The following is a 20,728-nucleotide window of genomic DNA, read 5'->3' on the forward strand; positions in this document are numbered from 1 at the left end:
GAGCGAGATGGTTCACCGGAACAGCCGATAAAAAGATCGTCTCCTTTGTGCCGATATTCAGTCGGGCTCAGCGCGCCTTCGGTGTGAAACCGATATGCAGTTCCTTGAGCGAGCGAAGCAGGAAGTGCGGGTGAATGGCAAAATCATTCTTGCCCTCGAGAAACCACATATCCTCGAACCGGTCGACCACAGCGGTGAAGCCCCAGATCAGCTCGCGCCGGGCGAGCGGCGCGCCGAGGCAGTGGTGGACACCGGAGCCAAAGCCCATATGAGCCCCGGCGCGCTTGCGTTCGAGATCGATTTTCTCGGGACATTCGAACACGCTTTCGTCGCGGTTGGCAGCGGCATAGCGGATATTAAGCAACGCACCCTTGGGGATGGTAATGCCGTGCATCTCCACCTCTTCGCCGGCAAATCGCATCAGGCTCTGTACCGGCGACTCCAGCCGCACCACTTCCTCGACAAAGGTCTTCATATATTTGTCGGGATCGCTTTTCAGCTGCTCCCAGACGTCCTTGTTCTCGATCAGCAGGCGAAGGCCCGAAGCCAGCGCATTGGTCGTCGTCTCGCTACCGCCGACAAATGTGTCCGCCATCATCTCGGCGTGCAGTTCATTATCGTTGAGCGGCCGGCCCCATTCCTCGATCACCCGGTTGACCAGCTCGCTGAGCAGGCTGTCATCGGGCTGCTCGCGCAGCCGCTCAAAAATGGGATGGAAATAATGCTGCCCCTCGATCTCGCGGTCGACCATTTCCAGCTCGGCTTCCTCGTCCAGCATCATCGAAATGCGGTGGAAGAAGGCATCGGTCCAGCTCTTGATCTTCCACATATCCTCGCGCGGCGCGCCCATCTGCTCGCCGATGATATAGAGCGGCAACGGCACGGCGAACTGGCTCACCCAGTTGCACTGGCCATCGTCGATAAAGCCGTCGATCAGTTCGTAGGCGAGATTTTCGACCAGCGGATCCATGGTCTTGATCTTGCTCGGCTTGAAAGCCTCGTTGAACATCGCCCGCATCTGCTTGTGATTGGGATCATCCCGGCTCGAGAGGGTCGGTTCCGGCAGCCAGCCATTGTCCTTGAAACGCTGCTGCACCACCTGTTGCCGCTCGGTCGCACCGGTCTTGTTGAAGGCTGCAAATTTTTTCGGGCTGCTCGGAAAGGTTGTCGGATCGAGCAGGACGCGGCGGACATCCTCATAGCGGGTAATCACGTAAATATCCGTGCCCGGCTGTTTGTAGACCGGCGCTTCGTCGCACAGCGTCTTGTAGGCATCATAGGGGCATTTCTGCGTTTCTGCATCGAACAGATTGATATCAAGATCAGCCTTGGTTGCCATGTTGTTTCTCCCTAACGCACCTGAATTGTCTCTTCGCCCCACGGCGCAATACGCTCGGCTTTCCGGAACGCTTCGGGCAGTTCATCGACCATGTGCCAGGTCGCTGCCAGCCGGCCAAAGCCAACGAAAAAGGCACAGGTCATCCCCAGTTCGACGATCTGCGCTTCGCTGAAATATTCTCGCAAGCCCGCATGGACCGCGTCGTCAATGGCCAGATGATCGGTGGCCATCAGCTCGCCATAGTGAACGGCCGCTTTCTCTGCATCGCTGAGATCGTCGGCTTCCTGCGGTTTTTCCAGCGAACAGACCGCGCCTTCGTCGACGCCATCATTGACGGCATCGGTGTAGCGGATCGCCATGCAGCTGCGGCACTGGTTGAAGAACGCGATACGGAGCCGGACCAGTTCGACCAGCCGCTCCGGCAGGCTGCGGCCTGCCTTGAGCGCGCCGCCAAATTGCATCAGACCGATCGCCTGTTCCGGGCAATGTGCGAAATAGCGGACCAGCCCCTGCTCCAGATCGGTGGCGGCATCGGGATTGACAGCATCCCTGATCCGCGGATCCCATTCCTCAGGCGGCAGTTTCGATATCCGGCTCATCCGATCCTCTCCAATCCGACAATGATATTTCTTGCCTATGCTAGGTCTTTTCGCGCGGCCCGATACTGTCGATTTGGAGAAGGATCGGGCGAGCGCACGCATTGCCTGGGATGTTCGGATCATATCTGCGGGCTAAACCGTCCATTTGCAGGTTGCCGCCCGCTAGCCTCTGCCCAAGCGTCTCAGGCAGGACAAAACGGTTAGACTCTCACGCTATGCCGCACGATCCGCGATCAGCTGTGAGCCTCTGGACTGGCGCTATTCCGCTTCGGCGCTCTTGTCATATTTGAGTTCTAGATAGCGGCCGCGGATCGAGAGATTGTCGATGTCACCCTTGGCAATCTGCTGGGTAACACCCGAAATCTCCTTTTCGATCAGCGACAGGCCGCCGATCAGCTGTTCGTCGGGCGATTTACCGCTGTCATTGGCCTTTCCGCGCATCGAGGGCGGTATCGCCTTATAACCGTTAATCAGTTCGGGCAGATGTTCACCAACCAGCTTGCGCACCTCATAAGCGGCTGCGTCGCCCTCGTTCAGCTTGTTGAGTTGCGGCGACAACATGTCCAGCTGCACGCCAATACCGTTGACGATCTGCACCGCAGGCGCAGGCAGAGCCGGACGTTGGCTTTCCAGCCAGATTTCTGTCTTGCCTGCCAAGGACTTGAGGTCGGACTTTACGATCGTTTCCGGCGTCGGGATTTTCATTTTCGGGAATTTCATCGACGCCCAGATGCCGCCGGCGATCAAACCGGCAGAAATCATCACACCCCAGAAGCCAATGCCGCTCAATATCCCGCCAATCACGCTGGCTCCAACCAGCACAGCGGCGGTCCATATCGCCGCGCGGCCCAATTTCTTGAAAAAATGGCCGCGTTTCAGTTGATGGGAGCGATTGCCGATCGACCGCCGGAATTGCGAATCCTGCAACGCCCGTTTGGCGCTGTCCAATATCTGCTGATTAGTCTCTGGCACCAGCCTCTATTCCTCCAGCGCTGTCAGGGGGTTTTCGGATGGCGCTTCAAGCTGCGCCTTCGCCTGCCCTTCCGACCGCGCGATATAGCCCTTCGATTTCTCGATCTCGCCGGACAGCGAATTGACCGTCGTTTTCATATTTTCCAATGCTTTCAGCTTGAACGTGTCGATATTGTCCATCGTGTCATAGACATTCTGGAAGGCGCGTTGCAGCGTTTCGAGCGGGATTGTCGACGACGCGGCCTGCTCGTGGATCTGGCCGGTCTGGTTCTTCAGCATTTCGCTGGTGCTGTCGATCACGCCAGCGGTGGTGGTGTTGAGCGCGCTGATCTGGTCGAGAACCAGCTTCTGGTTGGTCAGCGCCTGGGCCACGGTCACGCCGGTGCGCAGCGCGCCAACGGTGGTGGTGCTCGCCCGGTCAACGCCCTTGACCAGTTCGACATTGTTGCGCTTGACGAGATCGAGAGCGAGATAGCCTTGCACGGTCACCGCCATCTGGGTGAGCAGGTCCTGGGTCCGCTGGCGGACATAGAAAAGCGCGCTTTCGCGGATCGCCTTGGCCTTGGCCGGATCGATCGCGTCCAGTTCCGCAGCCTTGTCTTCCAGCCTCTGGTCCATGACCTTGGAAACGTGGATCATCTGCTCCAGCCGGCCCATCGCCGCCCAGAGATTTTTGCGCTCGACGTCAATCGCCGCATTGTCCATCAGCAATTCGTCTTTCCCCGAACGAAGCCGGTCGAGGATCGAGCCGATATGGCCTTGCGCGCTTTTATAGCCATCGAAATAATTGCGCATCTTGTTGCCGAACGGAATGATGCCGAACAGCTTCTTCTTGGTTGTCAGATTGCCCCGCTTGCCCGGATCGAGATCCTCGACCGTGCGGCGCAATTCGGCGAGATCGGAGCCAATACCGCTTTCCTCGTCCATCGACCGGATCGGACGATCGAGAAAGCGGTTGGACTGGCCCGCCGCTTCGGCGATTTCCTTGCGGCCCATATTGGTAATCTGGTCCACTTTCTTGCCGAATTCGGGACTATTTTCGTCCTGAGCGATCAAATCTGCGATAAAACTGTCGACTTTTTCTTCCAGTTTCGATTTTATTTCGTCACCGACCGGCACCAGGCCAGCGGCCTTTTCGGGTGCGACGGGAACCACCGGATCAGGCGGAGTCAATTTCAGTTCGTCGGTCGCGGTGATTGTTTCGGTCGCCATTCTGTTCAGCCTCCCTGCCCCGGCACCAGTGCGGGGCTTTCTCTATAAATGGATGCAAATGCCCCGCGTTTCAAGCGTTTCAACTGCTGTATTATTAATATAATACAGTTTTTGCGGACCCGCGCAACATGCTTCCAATTCTTCCATTATCCTACAAGGCTCAGCCTTCCAGCAATTCCGCCACCTGCGGTGTGATCTTGCCGACGATGACATCGATGCCCTCGGCGGTAGGATGCAGGCCATCAGGCAGGAAGAGTTCTGGATTTCCGAAGACCCCGTCCATGAAAAACGGGTAGAGCGCGACATCATATTTCTTGGCGAGTGCCGGATAGATGACATTGAATTCATCGGTAAATTCTGCGCCCAGATTGGGCGGAGCCAACATACCGGTTAACATGACGGCTATATCGCGATCCTGCAGCTTCCTAACCATCGCCTCCATATTCGCGCGGGTTTCCGACGGTTTCAGGCTGCGCAGCATGTCGTTGCCACCCAGTCCCAATATGACCAGGTCCGGCTTCCGCTCCAGGCTGTCGAGGACAAAATCCATCCGCCGCAACCCGGCGGCCGTGGTGTCACCCGAAACACCGGCATTGTGCACCCGAACGTCCTTGCCCGCCGCCTTCAGAGCGGCCTGCAACTCGGGAGCGAAGCCTTCTTTCGGGTCCAGGCCATAGCCGGCGTAGAGGCTGTCGCCAAAGGCGACGACCAGAAATTCGGCCTCTTCTGTCGCTGCGGATTGATCGCCGCCCATGTCCGCCGGAACCGCTGCTACGTCCTCTCGAACAGCTTGCTGCTCGTCCGCGGCAGGGCCACAAGCGATCAGAAGTTGCAGAAACGCCAGTGTGAACCCATATGTAATAAAATTCTTCAACATCGGATATCCTTACCCCCATGATCCAGAAAACCGCCGCACCAAGCGACGCCGCCACCGTTGAACCCCATATCGCGATTGCCGCCCGGAATGTCACCCTGTCTTTGGGGGAAGGCGACGCCCGCGTCGATATTTTGCGCGGCATCGATCTGTCGATCACAAAGGGAAAGACGGTGGCCTTGCTGGGCCCCTCCGGTTCGGGAAAGTCATCATTGATGGCTATCCTGTCCGGTCTAGAGCGGGCTAGCGGCGGCGAGGTCAATATCGCGGGCGCTGATTTTGGCGCGATGAACGAGGATCAACTGGCGGTTGCCCGGCGGGGCCGGGTCGGCATCGTATTGCAGGCCTTTCACCTGCTTCCCACGATGACCGCACTGGAAAATGTCGCGGTACCACTCGAACTGGACGGCCAACCCGATCCTTTCGACATTGCGGCCAAGGAACTGAAGGCGGTCGGTCTCGGTGACCGGCTTGGCCATTATCCGACCCAGCTTTCCGGCGGCGAACAGCAGCGCGTCGCGATCGCCCGCGCCATGGCGTCGCGGCCGACGATCATTTTCGCCGACGAACCCACCGGCAATCTCGACGGCGCGACCGGCGAGAAAATCATCACCTTGCTCTTTGATCGCCAGAAAGCCACTGCGGCGACATTGCTCATCATCACCCACGATCCGGAACTGGCCAAGCGCTGCGACCGGATTATCGAATTGCGCGACGGCCTGATCGAACGGGACAGCGCCGCGTGAGCGCTGAACTCGGCAAAGCCTGGACCATTGCCCGCCGCGATCTGCGGGGGCGGTTCGTCGGGCTGCGGCTGCTGATCATCTGCCTGTTCCTCGGTGTCGCCACCCTGGCCGCCATCGGCAGCCTGACCAACGCGATCACCGAAGAACTGGCCAATCGCGGTCAGGCGATTTTGGGCGGCGATCTGGAGATTGCGGTAGCCCAGCGCGAAGCGACCAGCGAGGAACTGGCTGCTCTCAAGCAGGCGGGAACCCTCTCCGAAACGCTGCGCATGCAGGCCATGGCCCGCCTGCCCGATGGCAGCGACACGCAACTGGTCGAACTGAAGGGCGTCGATGACGCCTATCCGCTCTATGGCAATTTCACGCTCGAGAATGGCCAGAGAGTCTCAGCACCCGGCCCTCAGGACATCTATGTCACCCCTGCACTGATGCAGCGGCTGGCACTGAAAAGCGGAGACCAGATAGACTTTGGCGAGGCCCGATTCACGGTCTCGGGCATTATCGCCGAAGAGCCAGACCGGCTCAGCGAGGGTCTTTCCCTCGGTCCGGTTGCAATCACTTCACTGGACGGTCTGCGCGCCACCCAACTGATCCAGCCCGGCAGCCTGTTTGAAAGCAAATATCGGCTCAAGCTACCTGAAACAGCGGTTCCGCGCGAAGTCGGCGACCGGCTTTCCGACCAATTCCCCAACGCTTCGTGGGAGATCAAGACGCGCGACGATGGCGCGCCCAGCACGCGGCGCTTTATCGAGCGCATGGGGCAGTTTCTGACGCTGGTTGGCCTCGCCTCGCTTGTTATCGCGGGGATCGGCGTCGGCAATGGTGTCGCCTCCTACCTGCGCGGCAAACAGGGCGCGATTGCGACGCTCAAGATACTCGGCGCCGACAGCGCGATGATTTTTCGCATCTATCTGTTCCAGATCATGGCGGTGGCGCTGGGCGCCATTGCTCTGGGACTCGTGGTCGGGGCCCTGGCGCCGCTGGCCATCATCCAGATCGCCGGCGATGTCCTGCCGATCAAGCCGGAATTTGCGGTCTATCCGTTGCCCTTGCTGGTCAGCGCGCTCTACGGACTGCTGATCGCGATCATCTTTGCCCTGCCGCCCCTGTCGCGGGCCAAGACCATCCCCGCAGCGGGCATCATCCGGGGAGAAGGCAAATCCTGGCGCCAGATCGACCGGCAAAGCTGGATCGGTGTTGGCCTTGCGATAGCAGCGATCATAGCGCTCGCCCTGGGCACGGCCAACGAGCCTCTGTTCTCGGCCTCCTTCATCGGCGCGGCGGCCGCTATCTTGCTGCTGTTGACGGGACTGGGGGCGCTGATCCGCTGGCTGGCGAGCAAGGCGCCGCGGCCGAAACATCCGCTCATGCGGCTCGCCCTCACCAGCCTTCATCGTCCCGGGGCACAGACGGGCCAGTTGGTTGTGGCCTTGGGACTGGGCCTGACACTGTTCGCCACACTGGCCGCTATCCAGACCAGCCTTACCAACGAAATCCAGTCGACGGTACCGCGCGATGCGCCGAGCTTCTTCGTGCTCGACATCCCGGTTGAACGGGCGGACGAGTTCCGTTCCAAGGTCGCCGAGACGTCCACAGCGGCCGACGTGAATATCGTACCGACTTTGCGCGGATCGATTACCGAATTTCGTGGCCAGCGCGTGTCGGAACTCGAAACATTGCCGGAAGGTGCGTGGGTGCTGCGTGGTGATCGCGGGCTGACCTATAGCGCCACCATTCCCGAAGGTAGCGAAATCGCCGACGGAAAATGGTGGCCTGCCGACTATGACGGTCCGCCGCTGGTCTCGGTTGATGAAGAGCAAGGTGCGGCAATGGGGTTGCAGATCGGCGACAGCCTGACGGTCAGCCTGCTGGGCGTGGAAATCCCGGCCACGGTTGCTTCGTTCCGCAAGGTCAACTGGCGCAATTTCGGCTTCAACTATGTGCTGGTCTTCCCGCCCAGCGTGCTCGCCGATGTCCCGCATAATGTCGCGGCGACCATTCAGATGGACGCGGCCAAAGAAGATAGACTGCTCAACATCCTGCCCAAGGAATTTCCCTCTATTTCGATGGTCAAGGTCAAGGAAATCGCCTCCCAGATCGGCGATATACTCGACCAGATGGCGACTGCGATTGCCGCTGCCGCCTCGATCGCGATCTTCTCCGGTATAGCGGTTCTGATCGGTGCCATTGCCGCATCGCGTCAGGCCCGGGTCTATGACAGCGTGATCCTGAAACTGCTCGGTGCCACCCGCGCGCAGATATTGTCGGTTCAGGCCATTGAATATGCGCTGCTGGCATTTCTATTATCTGCAGTGGCGCTTGTCCTCGGCCTGTTTGCCGGCTGGTTCGTCATCACCCAGATTTTCGAGTTCACCTGGCAGCCGGATTGGGCAATTGTCCTGCTGACGCTCGGCATCGGCGCGGTGGCTACTCTCGGGATTGGGTTGCTGGGTTCTATCCCGGTATTGTCGGCCAAACCGGCCAGAGCCCTAAGAGAACTCTAGAATTTCCCGTTCACACTGAGCTCGTCGAACTGCCTCTACCGCCACGCGCGGTCCTTCGACGGGCTCCGGACGAACGGACGAGGATTCGTTAATCTTCGTCCCCGGCCAGCCGCACCGCAACCGGCGCGGACAGGAACAATTGCGCGAGATGATAGAAAATCAGCGGGAGGATCACGAGGCCGGCCCGCTCGGGAACAAAGATGATCGCCGCCAGCGGAGCGCCAATGGCGACGCTCTTCTGGGCGCCGGAAAATAGCAATGTTTTCCGGTCTCCGCGTGCGAACCCCATAACGCCGCCCAGCAGCCAGCTGCCGCCGAAAGCCAGGCCGAGCCACAGAAGCAGGGCCGCTGCCAGCCAGGCAAATTCTACGCCGCTCACCCGGCTCCACATGCCGGCAATGATCGCGGCGGAAAAGGAGACATAGACCGCCAGCGCGATCGCGCCCCGGTCGATCCAGCCCGTCAGGTCCTTGTGCTGCATGACCCAGGGGCGCAGCCATTTCTGAAAAGCCTGGCCCAGACCGAATGGCAGCACCAATATTGCGGCGAGCTTGATCACCGTATCTGACGTAATCTCGACCCCTGCCGCACTGGCCAGCAGGGCAAACAGGAGCGGCGACAGAAAAACACCGACGAGATTTATGGCGGCACTGGCCACAACCGAAGCGGCGACATTGCCTTTTGCAATCGCGCAATAGCTTGTCGCTGATTGCACCGTGGACGGCAAGACACCCAGAAACAGAAAGCCCAGCGCGACATCGGCGGGCAGGACCTGATCCACCAGTTTCGAAAGCGCCAGGCCAATGGCCAGCATCACGCCAAAAACCCAGATGAAAATCGTACCCTGCAACCGGATATTGCGCAGACCCGATCTTACTTCGTGACGTTCGAGTCGGATTCCGTGCAACAGAAATACCGTAAAGATACCGGCGTTGAACACGATCCCGGCGATTTCCTTTGCCGGCCCCTGAACGGGCATCAATGTGGCCAGCAGCACCGCTCCGCTGAGCAGCCAGATGAATTTATCGGTCAGGATCAGGCGGAGGGTTTGCATCGTGATTGGGCCAAATGAATGGCTCAACAGCATTTGGCAAGCTTTCTGATGTTGCGGCGCAGCACCAAACAGGCTAAGGGCGCGGCAATATTGGGGCTTTGCCTATGGCCGCCCTATCCTCTCTTACGGTAGAATCAGATATGTCTCTTCGCAATATTGCAATCATTGCGCACGTTGATCACGGCAAAACCACGCTGGTGGACCAGCTTTTCCGCCAATCCGGCACATTCCGTGAAAACGAGCGTGTCGAAGAACGCGCGATGGATTCGAACGATCTCGAAAAAGAACGCGGCATCACGATTCTCGCGAAATGTACCAGTGTCGAATGGAAAGGCACGCGTATCAATATTGTCGACACCCCGGGTCACGCCGACTTTGGTGGCGAAGTGGAGCGCATATTGTCGATGGTCGACGGTGTGATTCTGCTGGTGGACAGTGCCGAAGGCGCCATGCCGCAAACCAAATTCGTCACCGGCAAGGCACTTGCCCTCGGTCTTAAACCGATCGTCGTCGTCAACAAGATCGACCGTCCCGACGGTCGCCCGGAAGAAGTCCTTGACGAAGTGTTCGACCTGTTCGTCAATCTCGACGCCAATGACGATCAGCTCGATTTCCCGTCGCTTTTTGCCAGCGGCCGCAACGGCTATGCCGGTGACACGCCCGATGTGCGTGAAGGCAATCTCACGCCATTGCTCGACAAGATCATCGAACATGTTCCCGAGCCGGATGTCGATCCCGACGCCAAGTTCAAATTTCTTGTCACCTTGCTCGACCGTGACAATTTTGTCGGCCGTATCCTGACCGGCAAGGTCGAGAGCGGCAAGATCGATCTGAACATGCCGATCCATGCAATCGACATGAACGGCAAGGTAGTCGAAACCGGCCGTGCCACGAAGATCATGGCCTTTAACGGGCTGGAGCGGGTTCCGGTAGAGAGCGCCAAGGCGGGTGATATCATTTCGCTTGCCGGCCTGACCGATGCAACCGTGTCCAACACAATTTGTGATCCGTCGGTTACCGATCCGATCGCCGCGCAGCCGATCGATCCACCGACCCTGTCGATGAATTTCTCGGTCAATGACAGCCCCATGGCTGGTCGCGAAGGTGACAAGGTCACCAGCCGCGTGATTCGTGATCGCCTTCTGCGCGAAGCGGAATCCAATGTCGCAATCAAGGTGACCGAAAGCGCCGACAAGGATAGCTTCGAAGTCGCGGGCCGCGGTGAGTTGCAGCTCGGCGTCCTGATCGAAACCATGCGCCGCGAAGGTTTTGAACTGGGTATATCCCGTCCCCGCGTGCTGTATCGTGAAGAGAATGGCGAACGCCAGGAACCTTATGAAACAGTTGTCATCGACGTTGATGACGAGCACAGCAGCACGGTCGTCTCGAAAATGCAGCGTCGCAAGGCGGAACTGACCGAGCAGCGTCCGTCCGGCGGCGGCAAGACGCGCCTTACCTTTTCGGCGCCATCGCGCGGTCTGATCGGCTATCACGGAGAATTTCTGTCCGACACGCGCGGTACCGGTATCATGAACCGCCTGTTCGAAAAATACGGCCCCTACAAGGGCGTCATCGAAGGCCGTCCGGTCGGCGTACTCGTTTCCAACGGCACCGGAAACGCAGTGCCTTATGCGCTCAATGCGCTGGAAGAACGCGGCATATTGTTCATCGGTGGCCAGACCGCCGTCTATGAGGGCATGGTGATTGGCGAAAATGCGAAGCCGGGCGATCTCGACGTCAATCCGATGAAATCGAAACAGCTGACCAACTTCCGTTCGACCGGCAAGGATGATGCTGTCCGCCTCACCCCGCCAACGGTGATGACGCTGGAACAGGCGATCGCCTATATCGACAATGATGAATTGGTCGAGGTGACGCCGAAGAATATCCGGCTGCGGAAGCGCTATCTGGACCCTAACGAGCGCAAGAAAGCATCTCGTCAGGCAGCGGCTGCGGCGTAAACTTCCCCATCAATCGGAAATCCGGTCGGGAATGACCGGAATTGCCGGTCATGTCTTCGGCCGGCATTTTTCTTCGCTTCGCACGTCAGACAACATCTGTTTGATTTTCGCGACAGTTATGGCAAAGCGCTCCCGACTTAAAATTACGAGATTTCATCATGACCGAAGATCAAAAGCCCGATCAGGCCGATAGCGCAGCTTCCGGACCGGATATCCCGCCAGACCGGCTGGCGATCAATCCGCGTAGCCCGCATTACGGCGGCGAACTGCTATCGCGCGGTATCGGGATCAACTTCCGCGGGACACGCAAACATAATATAGAAGAATATTGTGTTTCCGAAGGCTGGGTAAAGGTACAGGCCGGCAAGACCATGGACCGGAAGGGCAATCCCTTGCTGATCAAGCTGAACGGCGAAGTGGAAGCCTGGTTTGAAGACCTGGGCGAAGATGCCCCGAAGACAGCCAAAAGCGCGTAGCTGACGGAACGCGACATGACACCGAGGCGCATTCAGTTTTTCATTGCGCTGGTGTTTTTCATTCTGGGGGGCTGGGCCGCCTTTTTCCCGCAGCATGTGATCGATACAACATTGCTGCCCGAATATCGCGAAGACGGGCGTATCTTGCCGTTCGTTGTCGCCTGTTTTGGCGCGCAAGCGCTGCTGTCGGGCCTGTTCGCCGCTTTTTCCCGCTTTTCGTCGCTGACCTTTCTGGTTTACGGAATCGCGCTGGTGCCGTTTTTCGGTTTCAACTATTATTTCACCGTCCACGATCCTGTGTTCACCAGCATGGGGCTGCTTGACGCTGTGGGCAATGTGATCATGCTGGCATTATGCTATGTCGGCTGGAAAAAATCCAAAGCGGCAGAAACAGGAGCGGACTTATGACATTTGACGGGAAAATCGTCTGGATCACCGGAGCATCCTCCGGGATTGGCGAGGCGCTGGCCAAGGCCTTTGCCAATCAGGGCGCGCATATCATTTTATCGGGCCGCCGCACCGATGCGCTGGAACAAGTCGCTGCCGGTATCAAGACCGATACTCTCATCCTGCCCTTCGAAACCACCGACTATGACACCCTGCCCGCAAAGGTCGAGAAAGCCCGCGGCTGGAGGGACAAGGTCGACATCCTGGTCAACAATGCCGGCATCAGCCAGCGGAGCCTGGCGCTCGACACCCATCCCGACGTGCATCACAAGATCATCAATGTCGATCTGCTCGCGCCGATCTGGCTGTCCCAGCTTTTGTTGCCGCACATGATTGCCGCGGGTGGCGGCCATATAGTCGGGATCAGTTCTGTGGCGGGTCGTGTCGGTGTGCCGCTCCGCACCGCCTATTGCGCCGCCAAACACGGGCTGATCGGCTATATGGATGCCCTGCGCGCCGAAACGGAAAAGCTGCACAATATCCATGTCACCAATATCCTGCCGGGTTCGATCCGTACCAACGTCTCGCGCAACGCGCTGACCAATGAAGGCGAACGCCGCGGAAAATCCGATGCGGCGATCGACAATGGCATGGAACCGGACGAATGTGCGCGGCAGATCCTGGAGGCTGTAGCCAATAATGTACCGGAACTGCTGATCGCCGAAGGAATGGAACAGCAAATTGCACTGTTGCGGCAGAGCGATCCGGAGCAATGTTTTGCCATGACGGCAGCGCTGGGCGCACAGATAGCGGAAAAATATGAAGCGGGAGAGAGCGACTGATGGCCCTGATATTGCTGGAAAAGGCCGACGGAATTGCAACCATCACGCTCAACCGCCCGGAGGCGATGAACGCCCTGTCCCATGCATTACGGACAGAATTGTTCGACGCTTGCCAGGATATTGCCCGGGATGAAGATATTCGTGCTGTTATCGTCACCGGTGCGGGTGAGCGTGCCTTCACTGCCGGTCTTGATCTCAAGGAACTGGGAGAACAGGGCCTTGGCGCGGCCACCGACCAGAATCCGGCGCGCAATCCCTGTCGGGCGCTGGAATCACTGAACGTTCCTGTCATCGGCGCGATCAATGGCGTCGCGATCACTGGCGGCTTTGAACTGGCCCTCGCCTGCGATATCCGTATCGCCTCGACCAATGCCCGCTTTGCCGACACCCACGCGCGTGTCGGGATCATACCCGGCTGGGGATTGTCGCAAAAACTGTCGCGTTTCATAGGCCTTTCCCGAGCCTGCGAACTGAGCTTTACAGGCCAGTTTCTCGATGCCCGGACGGCGTGTGACTGGGGTCTGGTCAACAATGTCCACGCGCCAGAAGAACTGATGCCCAAAGCGCGCGCCCTGGCAGCGGATATGGCGAGCATCGATCCCCAATTTCTCAAAGCCTACAAGAAGCTGATCTTCGACGGCTATGACCGCAATTTCAGAGACGCGCTGGCATTGGAAAAAGAGACGACTGATGCGTGGAACGGGAATGTGTCAGCGGAAGATGTCGAACAGCGCCGGCAGGCTGTCATCGAACGGGGCCGCAAGCTGACGACCTGATATGAAACTCAACGCGCTGGACCATATCAACATCATTACCGATGATCTCGCCGGCACCGCCCGCTTCTTCGTCGACATGTTTGACCTTGATGTACGGGACGGTCCCGCACCGTTACCGCCAGAACTGGTACAATGGCTATATGACGACAGCGGCCGCGCTATTTTTCATATCAATTCCAGAGAGATGACGCAGGCCTATCAACGAGACACGCAGGCCGGCCCTAGCACCGGTGCGATTCACCATGTCGCGCTGGACTGTAGCGATCATCTGGGGTTCACCAAACGATTGGAAGCCCGCGGAATTGACTATCGTCTCAACGACATTCCCTCCATTCAGCTCAAACAGTTGTTCTTTTGCGAACCCAATGGTGTGCTGCTCGAGTTGAATTTCCACGGCGAATGATATGCACCAATCGCCGCTCGGCGGAAAAAGCAGTTTGTGCCGGAATAGAGATTTTGGACCGCAGCATTTTCGCCGTTGTCCGGTTGCAAACCACCGATAAATCCGTCCTCGCCAGAGCCTGATAAAATTTCAACACCAGGCATGCTGTCTCTGATCAGCCAGGATTTCCTTCGATCTGGGGAATTTTCGGGTCAATCTCGACCCAGGCTTGCTTGCTGCTGGTCCAGAAATGCACTTGCGGATCAAGAACGCTGCTATCGTCCAGCGTTCCTGCCTTGATGAAAGTAATACCCGGCTGGTTCGGTAGCGACGTCTTCACCGGCGACCCGCAGGTGCCGCAGAAATGGCGATGGACCACATTACCGCTGTCGGCCTGATCATCATAGGTCGTGAGAACACCCTCGATCACGATCTGCTCGTCCGCAACGGCGAAGAGAACCGAATAGGAACTGCCTGCCTGTCGCTGGCAGTTCTTACAATGACATACGCCGCACATCTGCAGATCGCCCTCGATTGTGTAGCTCACCGCACCGCATAGGCACTGGCCTGTCATTGTCATCTCAATTCTCCCTGATCACGCAACCTTGCGCACGAAAACCGTGCCGGCCGAATAGCCTGCTCCGAAAGAACAGATCAGCCCCATATCCCCGTCGCCCAGATCTTCGCTATGTTTGTGAAATGCGATGATAGAACCTGCGGATGACGTGTTCGCGTATGTGTCGAGAACAGTCGGGCTTTCGTCATCGCTCGCTTCATGCCCCAGCACCCGCTGGGCAATCAGCCGGTTCATCCCGGCATTGGCCTGATGCAGCCAGAGACGGCGCAATGTTCCAGCCTCGATACCGAGCCGTTTCGTCTGTTCATTGATCATATTGGCGACCATGGGCACCACTTCCTTGAAAACCTTTCGCCCCTCCTGAACGAACAGCTTATCCTTGTTGTCGCGGGTTTCCGGATGGGTACGGTTGAGAAACCCGAAATTATTGCGGATATTGTTGGAAAACTGGGTCTTGAGCTTCGTTCCGACGATTTCCCAATGCTGGGCCGGCGCAATATCCTTGGCTTCGACAAGGATCGCCGTGGCCACGTCACCAAAGATGAAATGGCTGTCGCGGTCGCGCCAGTTGAGATGGCCGGAGCAAATCTCCGGATTGATAACCAGCACCGATCGGGCGCTGCCCGAGCGGATATAGTCTGCTGCGGTCTGGATGCCGAAGGTCGCGGAGGAACAGGCGACATTCATATCGAAACCGAAACCGTCCTCCATGCCGAGAGCATCCTGAATTTCGACAGCAATCGCCGGATAGGCGCGCTGAAGGTTCGAACATGCGCATAGCACCGCGTCGACATCTTCCGGTTTGCGCCCTGCCCGTTTCAGCGCCTGCAGCGCGGCTTTGACACCTATTTCGGCCAAGATGGATATGTCGCTGTCGGGTCTCTCCGGCAAGCGGGGGCACATGACTTCGGGATCAAGAATAGGGTCCTTGGACAGTACAAAACGCGACTTGATCCCCGACGCCTTCTCGATGAATTCAACCGAGCTGTGCTGCAGTTCTTCCGCATCCCCTGCTGCGATAGCGTTGGCATTTTCACGATTTGTCAGATCAACATAGGCGTTGAAACTGGCCACCAGCTCCTCGTTGCTTATGCTGTTCTCCGGCGTGAACAGGCCGGTTGTGGAAATGACGGGAATATTGCTGTCGGTCATGGGAAGAACTTGTTCCTTTTGCGCTCGCGCCTTCTGGTGGCGTCTGAAAGGTGACGGTAATCTCCCCGAACGAAACTGGCAAGCCGGGTCGATCATGCCTTGCCTATCAATTCGGGCTTGCTATCAACCGGATATGAACGACCGTGTCCAATTGAACGATAGCTGGAAAGAGCCGCTCGCCAAAGAATTTGCTAGTGAATATATGGCCGGTTTAAGGGAATTTTTGCTGCAGGAAAAAGCGGCCGGCAAACAGATTTACCCGAAAGGCGAGGAATATTTTCGCGCCCTTGACCTCACCCCGCTCGACAAGGTCCGGGTCGTGATATTGGGCCAGGATCCCTACCATGGTCCGGGACAGGCCCACGGCCTGTGCTTCAGCGTACAACCGGGTGTCCGCCCGCCGCCATCGCTGGTCAATATCTACAAGGAGCTGGAAAGCGATCTCGGCCTGCCCCGTCCAGCCCATGGTTTTCTCGAACATTGGGCCGAGCAGGGCGTGCTGCTGCTCAACAGCGTCCTCACGGTCGAAATGGCCAATGCCGCTTCCCATCGCGGCAAGGGTTGGGAGATATTTACCGATGCCATCGTCCGTCTGATCGCGGCAAAGCCGGAACCGGTCGTGTTTCTGCTATGGGGAAGCTATGCCCAGAAAAAGGCCGCTTTCGTGCAGAGCGTAGAACAGGGCGGAAGGCATCTCGTACTCAAAGCCCCTCACCCCTCGCCGCTATCCGCCTATAACGGTTTCTTCGGCTGCAAGCATTTCAGCAAAACCAACGCGTTTCTGGAACAAAACGGCGTAGCACCGATTGACTGGAGCCTGCCCGACGTCGGCGTCTAGCCCAGCTACGACACGATTTGGATTTTATTCCGGTTCAACCGCCGCTCCGTCCAGACTCTGTATCCAGACATCAATATCCCGTGCCACCTGCTCCGGCGTTTCTTCCATAGGCAGATGGCCGGCGTCGGCATAGGTAATCAGCTTGCTGTCCGGGATAGCGGCTTCAAATGCGCGGGCATGAGACACGGGAATGACCCGGTCCTGTTCCCCCCAGAGTAGCAACACCGGCATTTCCAGAGTACCGATCTCGTCCCATTTTTCCGGCTGGCGCGGAGTCTTGCCCCGATCCACTGCCGCTTTGCGATTGCCGGGAAAGCGAAGCAATTCCCAATAGCGGTCTACCTGTTCTTCCGTCAGCCGCTCGGGCCGGGCAAAATTTTCTGCAAGCGAGGATTTAACCAGAAAGCGCGGCGTAATTTCCGGCAGCAAGATTTGCCCGATGGATGACCGGGCCAGTCTCGCACCGAGATAGGGTTTGACCTTTTCTGTGACCTGCGCGCCTGAAGCGTCGATCAGAACCAGCCCTGAAATACGCTCCGGCACCGACAGACCGGCACGCCAAGTCAGCCAGCCACCCATGCTGTTGCCTACCCAATAGGCCCTGTCGACACCGACAGTATCAAGCACCCGGACCGCCGCCGCGATATTGGTGTCGGCATCATAGGCACCGGTCGGATGAGGGCCGGTCAGGCCATGGCCGTACAGATCCAGCGAAATGAGGCGATATTTGTCGCCCAGCAGAACCACCATCGGCTCCCATGTCTGGAGCAGGCTGTTCGACCCGTGGATCAGCAGCAGCGCGGGGCCATCCTTGTTGCCTTCATCGCGATAGTGGATTTTTGCGCCTTGGCCATCTTCAACAAAACGCGAGGCTTCATTGCCATATTTGGCGATCATCTCGGTGCGGCCGGTGTCCGGCGTCCGAAAAACGAAGAAAGCCGCACCCAGCACGACCAGCAACAGCAGAATGATGCGGATCATCTTTTTCATTATTTTGGCCCTCTCCCGATAGGCTGTTCTATCGAAAAAGCGGGCCGGCGCAAATGGCCTATTCGCCGGCCCGCCATTCGCCGGGCTGCAATCCCTCTAGCGTCCATTCTCCGATTCTCCACCGCACCAGCCGCAGCGTGGGATGGCCGACAGCAGCCGTCATCCGGCGCACTTGCCGGTTCCGGCCTTCGCTTATGGTGAGTTTGAGCCAGCAATCGGGCACATTCTTGCGCACACGGATCGGCGGGTCTCTCGGCCAAAGATCGGGATCGGAGATGCGTTCCACAACGGCCGGTCTGGTCAGACCGTCCTTCAATTCGACACCGTTCCGCACTTTGTCGAGGCTCTCTTCCGCAGCCTCTCCCTCAACCTGGACAAGATAAGTTTTCGGCAACTTGTATTTGGGGTCCGATATCCGCGCCTGCAGTTTGCCATCGTCGGTGAGGATCATCAGCCCTTCGCTATCCCGATCCAGCCGGCCAGCCGGATAGACGCCGGGTACATCGATGAAATTCGACAGCGTCGGACGTTTGGTTGCGCTGCCGCGATCGGTGAATTGCGGCAATACACCGAAGGGTTTGTTGAAAAGGATCAATTTTGCCATGATCTTCCTTTGGCAGTGGCGAGCGGAATGGGCAACGGAACATCAGCAGCGCCGATAAAGTAATGTGCCTGCCTGATGTGGATGACCGGTATCACTACCGGTCCGGCTCGAAATTGTGTAGCGCATGCCAATGCAATTGAACAATTTCGATACCGCCGCTTTCCTGCGCGATTACTGGCAGAAACGTCCGCTCCTGATCAGAAATCCCTGGCGCTCTTGGCACAATCCGCTGACTCCGGATGAACTGGCCGGTCTTGCGTGCGAGGATCATGTGGAATCGCGCCTGATCACCCAGTCGAGCGACGACTGGAACGCCGAACATGGCCCCCTGCCGGAGGCGCGCTTTGGTGAACTGGGCAGGACGCCATGGACCTTGCTCGTTCAGGCGGTTGACCACCATGTCCCAGACGTTGCCGCCCTGATCGCACCATTCCGTTTCATCCCCAATTGGCGGATCGATGATGTGATGGTCAGCTATGCCAGCGATGGCGGCGGGGCCGGACCGCATTTCGACCATTATGATGTGTTCCTAGTCCAGGGACTCGGCCAGCGCCGGTGGCAGATTGGCGGCATGTGCGACGATCAAACCGCTTTGCGCCAGCACGAGGATTTACTGCTTCTGGCCAATTTCGAAGCCGTGGAAGAATGGGTTCTAAACCCCGGCGACATGCTCTACATCCCGCCTGGCATCGCCCATAATGGCATTGCGGTCGGGACGGACTGCATGACCTATAGCATCGGCTTCCGTTCACCGTCGCGCAAGGAACTGATCGGCCATTGGTGCGACGACCTGCTTCCAGGACTGGGTGATGATGACCGCTATCGCGATCCCGACATGACATTACAGGACAATCCCGGCGAGATACCCGCCATGGCCCTCGACCGGCTGCATGCCATGATCATGGAGAAACTGGCGGATCGCGCGGAATTCGCGCGCTGGTTCGGCGAATATAGCAGCACGCCGAGGTATCCGGAAACCAATTGGTCTCCCGAGCAACCGATTGAGGCAGAGCATCTGCGGCACCTGCTAAAAAGCGATCAAATGCTATTCCGCAATCCCGCCAGCCGATTTTCCTTTGTTCGGGAAGACGATCGCAGCCTGTTGCTGTTTGTCGACGGGGAGTGCTTCCCGTGCGAGGATGAAGCAGCATCGTTCGCGGAAATACTGTGCGCACAAGACAAATTTGTCATTGATCCTGAGTGGAGAACATCCGACGCTGCGATAAAATTGCTCGCCAAGCTCTATAATCGGGGCAGCCTGTCCTTCGACTGGGGATAATATGGTATCGGAATCAGGATAAAAAAAGGGCGGCAGTGCCAAGCACTACCGCCCTTTTTCAAAATTCGGTATTGGGCTTAAGCTTGCTGCAAGTTCACAGCGGCTTTCTTGCCGTTATTTCCGGTTTCGACATCATAGGTCAAACGCTGTTCTTTTTCGAGCGTCTGCATTCCGGCAGCCTGAACTGCGGTAATGTGTACGAAGCTGTCATCGCCACCATCTTCAGGAGCAATGAAACCATAGCCCTTGTCGGTGTTGAAAAATTTTACGGTGCCTGTAGGCATAGTCTTATTCCTATTCATAACTTAATTATGTCCGATTTTGCAAAATGCAGAACCGAACGGGATTGGCCAACTTCGAGAAATGGGAAAAAGAGTATGCAACCTTAGGGGTAGCGAGACCTAGATTTCGTCGTAACGCGATTTATTAGCTATTCGCTCTATAGCAACCAATTCCTCAATAAGCAAACATATCAATTTCCAAGGTTTCACGGGTCACCGAAATTGTGTAGCAATAGCGCCGATGAAAAAATCTATATTGACTCGTTCGGCAGCGCTTTTCTTCTGTATCCCGCTTGTTGCGTGCGATTCATCGCCTCCTCCGGTGCCGGAACCGTCCCCGCAAGACCAGTTTTTCGAGCGACTAAGCCTCCTCTGCGGCAAAGCCTATGCGGGAACTTTGGTGTCGGATCAGGATGCAGACGCCGATATGGCGGGCAAACCAATGATCATGCACGCGGCATCCTGCGACCTGAACGAGATCCAGATTCCCTTCCACATTGCAGAAGGGCCTGACAGGTGGAACCGGTCGCGGACATGGTTCATCTCGCGCACCGATGACGGCCTCCGGCTCAAGCACCGGCACCGGCATGAGGATGGCAGTCTCGACAGCGTCACCAACTATGGTGGCGACACCACCGGTCAAGGATCTGCGGACCGTCAGGAATTCCCGGTAGACGCAGAATCAATCACATCCTTCAAAGCCAATGGTCTGGAACAGTCGGTCACCAACATCTGGGCCGTCGAGGTCAGCGAACCCGGCCAGGGTGATGCCCGGTTCGCCTACGAATTGCGGCGGCCGCAATCTGCAGACGGACGATATTTCCGCGTCGAGTTCGACCTGTCCAGACCCGTCGCCGTTCCTCCCCCGCCCTGGGGCGGATGA

22 protein-coding genes are annotated in these 20,728 nt (G+C 57.7%); 11 read left to right on the forward strand and 11 right to left on the reverse strand.

Going from position 1 to position 20,728, the window contains the following annotated elements; genetic code table 11:
- Window positions 1–67 precede the first annotated feature (67 nt).
- From BOSE62_RS06155 to BOSE62_RS06175, 5 genes are all read right to left on the reverse strand, one after another.
- Window positions 68–1,339: a cytochrome P450 gene (locus BOSE62_RS06155; RefSeq protein ID WP_159643321.1), complete on the reverse strand. Its 1,272-nt coding sequence runs from the start codon at window positions 1,337–1,339 to the stop codon at window positions 68–70.
- An 11-nt stretch (window positions 1,340–1,350) separates the two neighbouring features.
- Window positions 1,351–1,938 (reverse strand): carboxymuconolactone decarboxylase family protein, encoded by a 588-nt coding sequence (locus tag BOSE62_RS06160; RefSeq protein WP_159643323.1) that lies wholly within the window; start codon window positions 1,936–1,938, stop codon window positions 1,351–1,353.
- Window positions 1,939–2,196: 258 nt separating this feature from the next.
- The gene (locus BOSE62_RS06165) at window positions 2,197–2,910 is read right to left on the reverse strand and encodes a hypothetical protein (RefSeq protein ID WP_159643325.1); all 714 of its coding nucleotides are present in this window, start codon (window positions 2,908–2,910) and stop codon (window positions 2,197–2,199) included.
- 6 nt (window positions 2,911–2,916) lie between these two features.
- Window positions 2,917–4,122 (reverse strand): toxic anion resistance protein, encoded by a 1,206-nt coding sequence (locus tag BOSE62_RS06170; RefSeq protein ID WP_159643327.1) that lies wholly within the window; start codon window positions 4,120–4,122, stop codon window positions 2,917–2,919.
- A 160-nt stretch (window positions 4,123–4,282) separates the two neighbouring features.
- Entirely contained in the window at window positions 4,283–4,999 is a 717-nt protein-coding gene (locus tag BOSE62_RS06175; RefSeq protein WP_159643329.1) for an arylesterase, read from the reverse strand.
- Window positions 5,000–5,016: 17 nt separating this feature from the next.
- Here BOSE62_RS06175 and BOSE62_RS06180 point away from each other — a divergent pair, with 17 nt between their 5' ends.
- Window positions 5,017–5,742 (forward strand): ABC transporter ATP-binding protein, encoded by a 726-nt coding sequence (locus BOSE62_RS06180; protein WP_159643331.1) that lies wholly within the window; start codon window positions 5,017–5,019, stop codon window positions 5,740–5,742.
- Window positions 5,739–8,246: an ABC transporter permease gene (locus tag BOSE62_RS06185; protein ID WP_159643333.1), complete on the forward strand. Its 2,508-nt coding sequence runs from the start codon at window positions 5,739–5,741 to the stop codon at window positions 8,244–8,246. Before BOSE62_RS06180 ends, BOSE62_RS06185 begins: the two co-directional genes overlap by 4 nt.
- A gap of 88 nt (window positions 8,247–8,334) precedes the next feature.
- Here BOSE62_RS06185 and BOSE62_RS06190 read toward each other — a convergent pair whose 3' ends face one another.
- The gene (locus BOSE62_RS06190; protein WP_159643335.1) at window positions 8,335–9,300 is read right to left on the reverse strand and encodes a bile acid:sodium symporter family protein; all 966 of its coding nucleotides are present in this window, start codon (window positions 9,298–9,300) and stop codon (window positions 8,335–8,337) included.
- Window positions 9,301–9,440: 140 nt separating this feature from the next.
- Here BOSE62_RS06190 and typA point away from each other — a divergent pair, with 140 nt between their 5' ends.
- From typA to BOSE62_RS06220, 6 genes are all read left to right on the forward strand, one after another.
- On the forward strand, window positions 9,441–11,261 hold the full coding sequence (gene typA / locus BOSE62_RS06195; protein ID WP_159643337.1) for a translational GTPase TypA: 1,821 nt from the start codon (window positions 9,441–9,443) through the stop codon (window positions 11,259–11,261).
- 158 nt (window positions 11,262–11,419) lie between these two features.
- The gene (locus BOSE62_RS06200) at window positions 11,420–11,737 is read left to right on the forward strand and encodes a DUF3297 family protein (RefSeq protein ID WP_159643339.1); all 318 of its coding nucleotides are present in this window, start codon (window positions 11,420–11,422) and stop codon (window positions 11,735–11,737) included.
- A gap of 15 nt (window positions 11,738–11,752) precedes the next feature.
- On the forward strand, window positions 11,753–12,145 hold the full coding sequence (locus BOSE62_RS06205) for a hypothetical protein (protein WP_159643341.1): 393 nt from the start codon (window positions 11,753–11,755) through the stop codon (window positions 12,143–12,145).
- A complete protein-coding gene (locus BOSE62_RS06210) occupies window positions 12,142–12,966 on the forward strand; it encodes an SDR family NAD(P)-dependent oxidoreductase (RefSeq protein WP_159643343.1) in 825 nt (274 codons plus the stop codon). The genes BOSE62_RS06205 and BOSE62_RS06210 overlap by 4 nt, the downstream gene beginning before the upstream one ends.
- Complete coding sequence (locus BOSE62_RS06215; RefSeq protein WP_159643345.1) at window positions 12,966–13,742, forward strand: enoyl-CoA hydratase; 777 nt, start codon at window positions 12,966–12,968, stop codon at window positions 13,740–13,742. Before BOSE62_RS06210 ends, BOSE62_RS06215 begins: the two co-directional genes overlap by 1 nt.
- Window position 13,743: 1 nt before the next feature.
- Window positions 13,744–14,145, forward strand: coding sequence for a VOC family protein (locus BOSE62_RS06220; protein WP_159643347.1), 402 nt, complete (start codon window positions 13,744–13,746; stop codon window positions 14,143–14,145).
- Window positions 14,146–14,299: 154 nt separating this feature from the next.
- Here the strand turns inward: BOSE62_RS06220 and BOSE62_RS06225 are convergent, their stop codons facing one another.
- Together BOSE62_RS06225 and BOSE62_RS06230 are read right to left on the reverse strand one after the other, a co-directional pair.
- Entirely contained in the window at window positions 14,300–14,704 is a 405-nt protein-coding gene (locus BOSE62_RS06225) for a GFA family protein (protein ID WP_159643349.1), read from the reverse strand.
- A 15-nt stretch (window positions 14,705–14,719) separates the two neighbouring features.
- Complete coding sequence (locus tag BOSE62_RS06230; RefSeq protein ID WP_159643351.1) at window positions 14,720–15,853, reverse strand: beta-ketoacyl-ACP synthase III; 1,134 nt, start codon at window positions 15,851–15,853, stop codon at window positions 14,720–14,722.
- Between the two features lie 133 nt (window positions 15,854–15,986).
- On the opposite strand from BOSE62_RS06230, the gene ung reads away from it, so the two are divergent.
- Window positions 15,987–16,691 carry a uracil-DNA glycosylase gene (ung, locus tag BOSE62_RS06235; protein WP_159643353.1) on the forward strand — a complete coding sequence of 235 codons (705 nt, stop codon included), beginning with the start codon at window positions 15,987–15,989 and terminating at the stop codon, window positions 16,689–16,691.
- Between the two features lie 24 nt (window positions 16,692–16,715).
- Here the strand turns inward: ung and BOSE62_RS06240 are convergent, their stop codons facing one another.
- Entirely contained in the window at window positions 16,716–17,681 is a 966-nt protein-coding gene (locus tag BOSE62_RS06240) for an alpha/beta fold hydrolase (protein ID WP_159643355.1), read from the reverse strand.
- A 58-nt stretch (window positions 17,682–17,739) separates the two neighbouring features.
- Entirely contained in the window at window positions 17,740–18,285 is a 546-nt protein-coding gene (locus BOSE62_RS06245) for a pseudouridine synthase (RefSeq protein ID WP_159643357.1), read from the reverse strand.
- Window positions 18,286–18,415: 130 nt separating this feature from the next.
- Here BOSE62_RS06245 and BOSE62_RS06250 point away from each other — a divergent pair, with 130 nt between their 5' ends.
- Window positions 18,416–19,564 carry a cupin domain-containing protein gene (locus tag BOSE62_RS06250; protein ID WP_159643359.1) on the forward strand — a complete coding sequence of 383 codons (1,149 nt, stop codon included), beginning with the start codon at window positions 18,416–18,418 and terminating at the stop codon, window positions 19,562–19,564.
- Between the two features lie 77 nt (window positions 19,565–19,641).
- Here BOSE62_RS06250 and BOSE62_RS06255 read toward each other — a convergent pair whose 3' ends face one another.
- Complete coding sequence (locus BOSE62_RS06255; protein ID WP_089132154.1) at window positions 19,642–19,848, reverse strand: cold-shock protein; 207 nt, start codon at window positions 19,846–19,848, stop codon at window positions 19,642–19,644.
- A 424-nt stretch (window positions 19,849–20,272) separates the two neighbouring features.
- Between BOSE62_RS06255 and BOSE62_RS06260 the strand changes: the two genes are divergently transcribed.
- Complete coding sequence (locus BOSE62_RS06260) at window positions 20,273–20,728, forward strand: hypothetical protein (RefSeq protein WP_236553873.1); 456 nt, start codon at window positions 20,273–20,275, stop codon at window positions 20,726–20,728.

It is taken from the genome of Sphingorhabdus sp. 109, assembly GCF_902506555.1.
Lineage (GTDB): Bacteria > Pseudomonadota > Alphaproteobacteria > Sphingomonadales > Sphingomonadaceae > Parasphingorhabdus.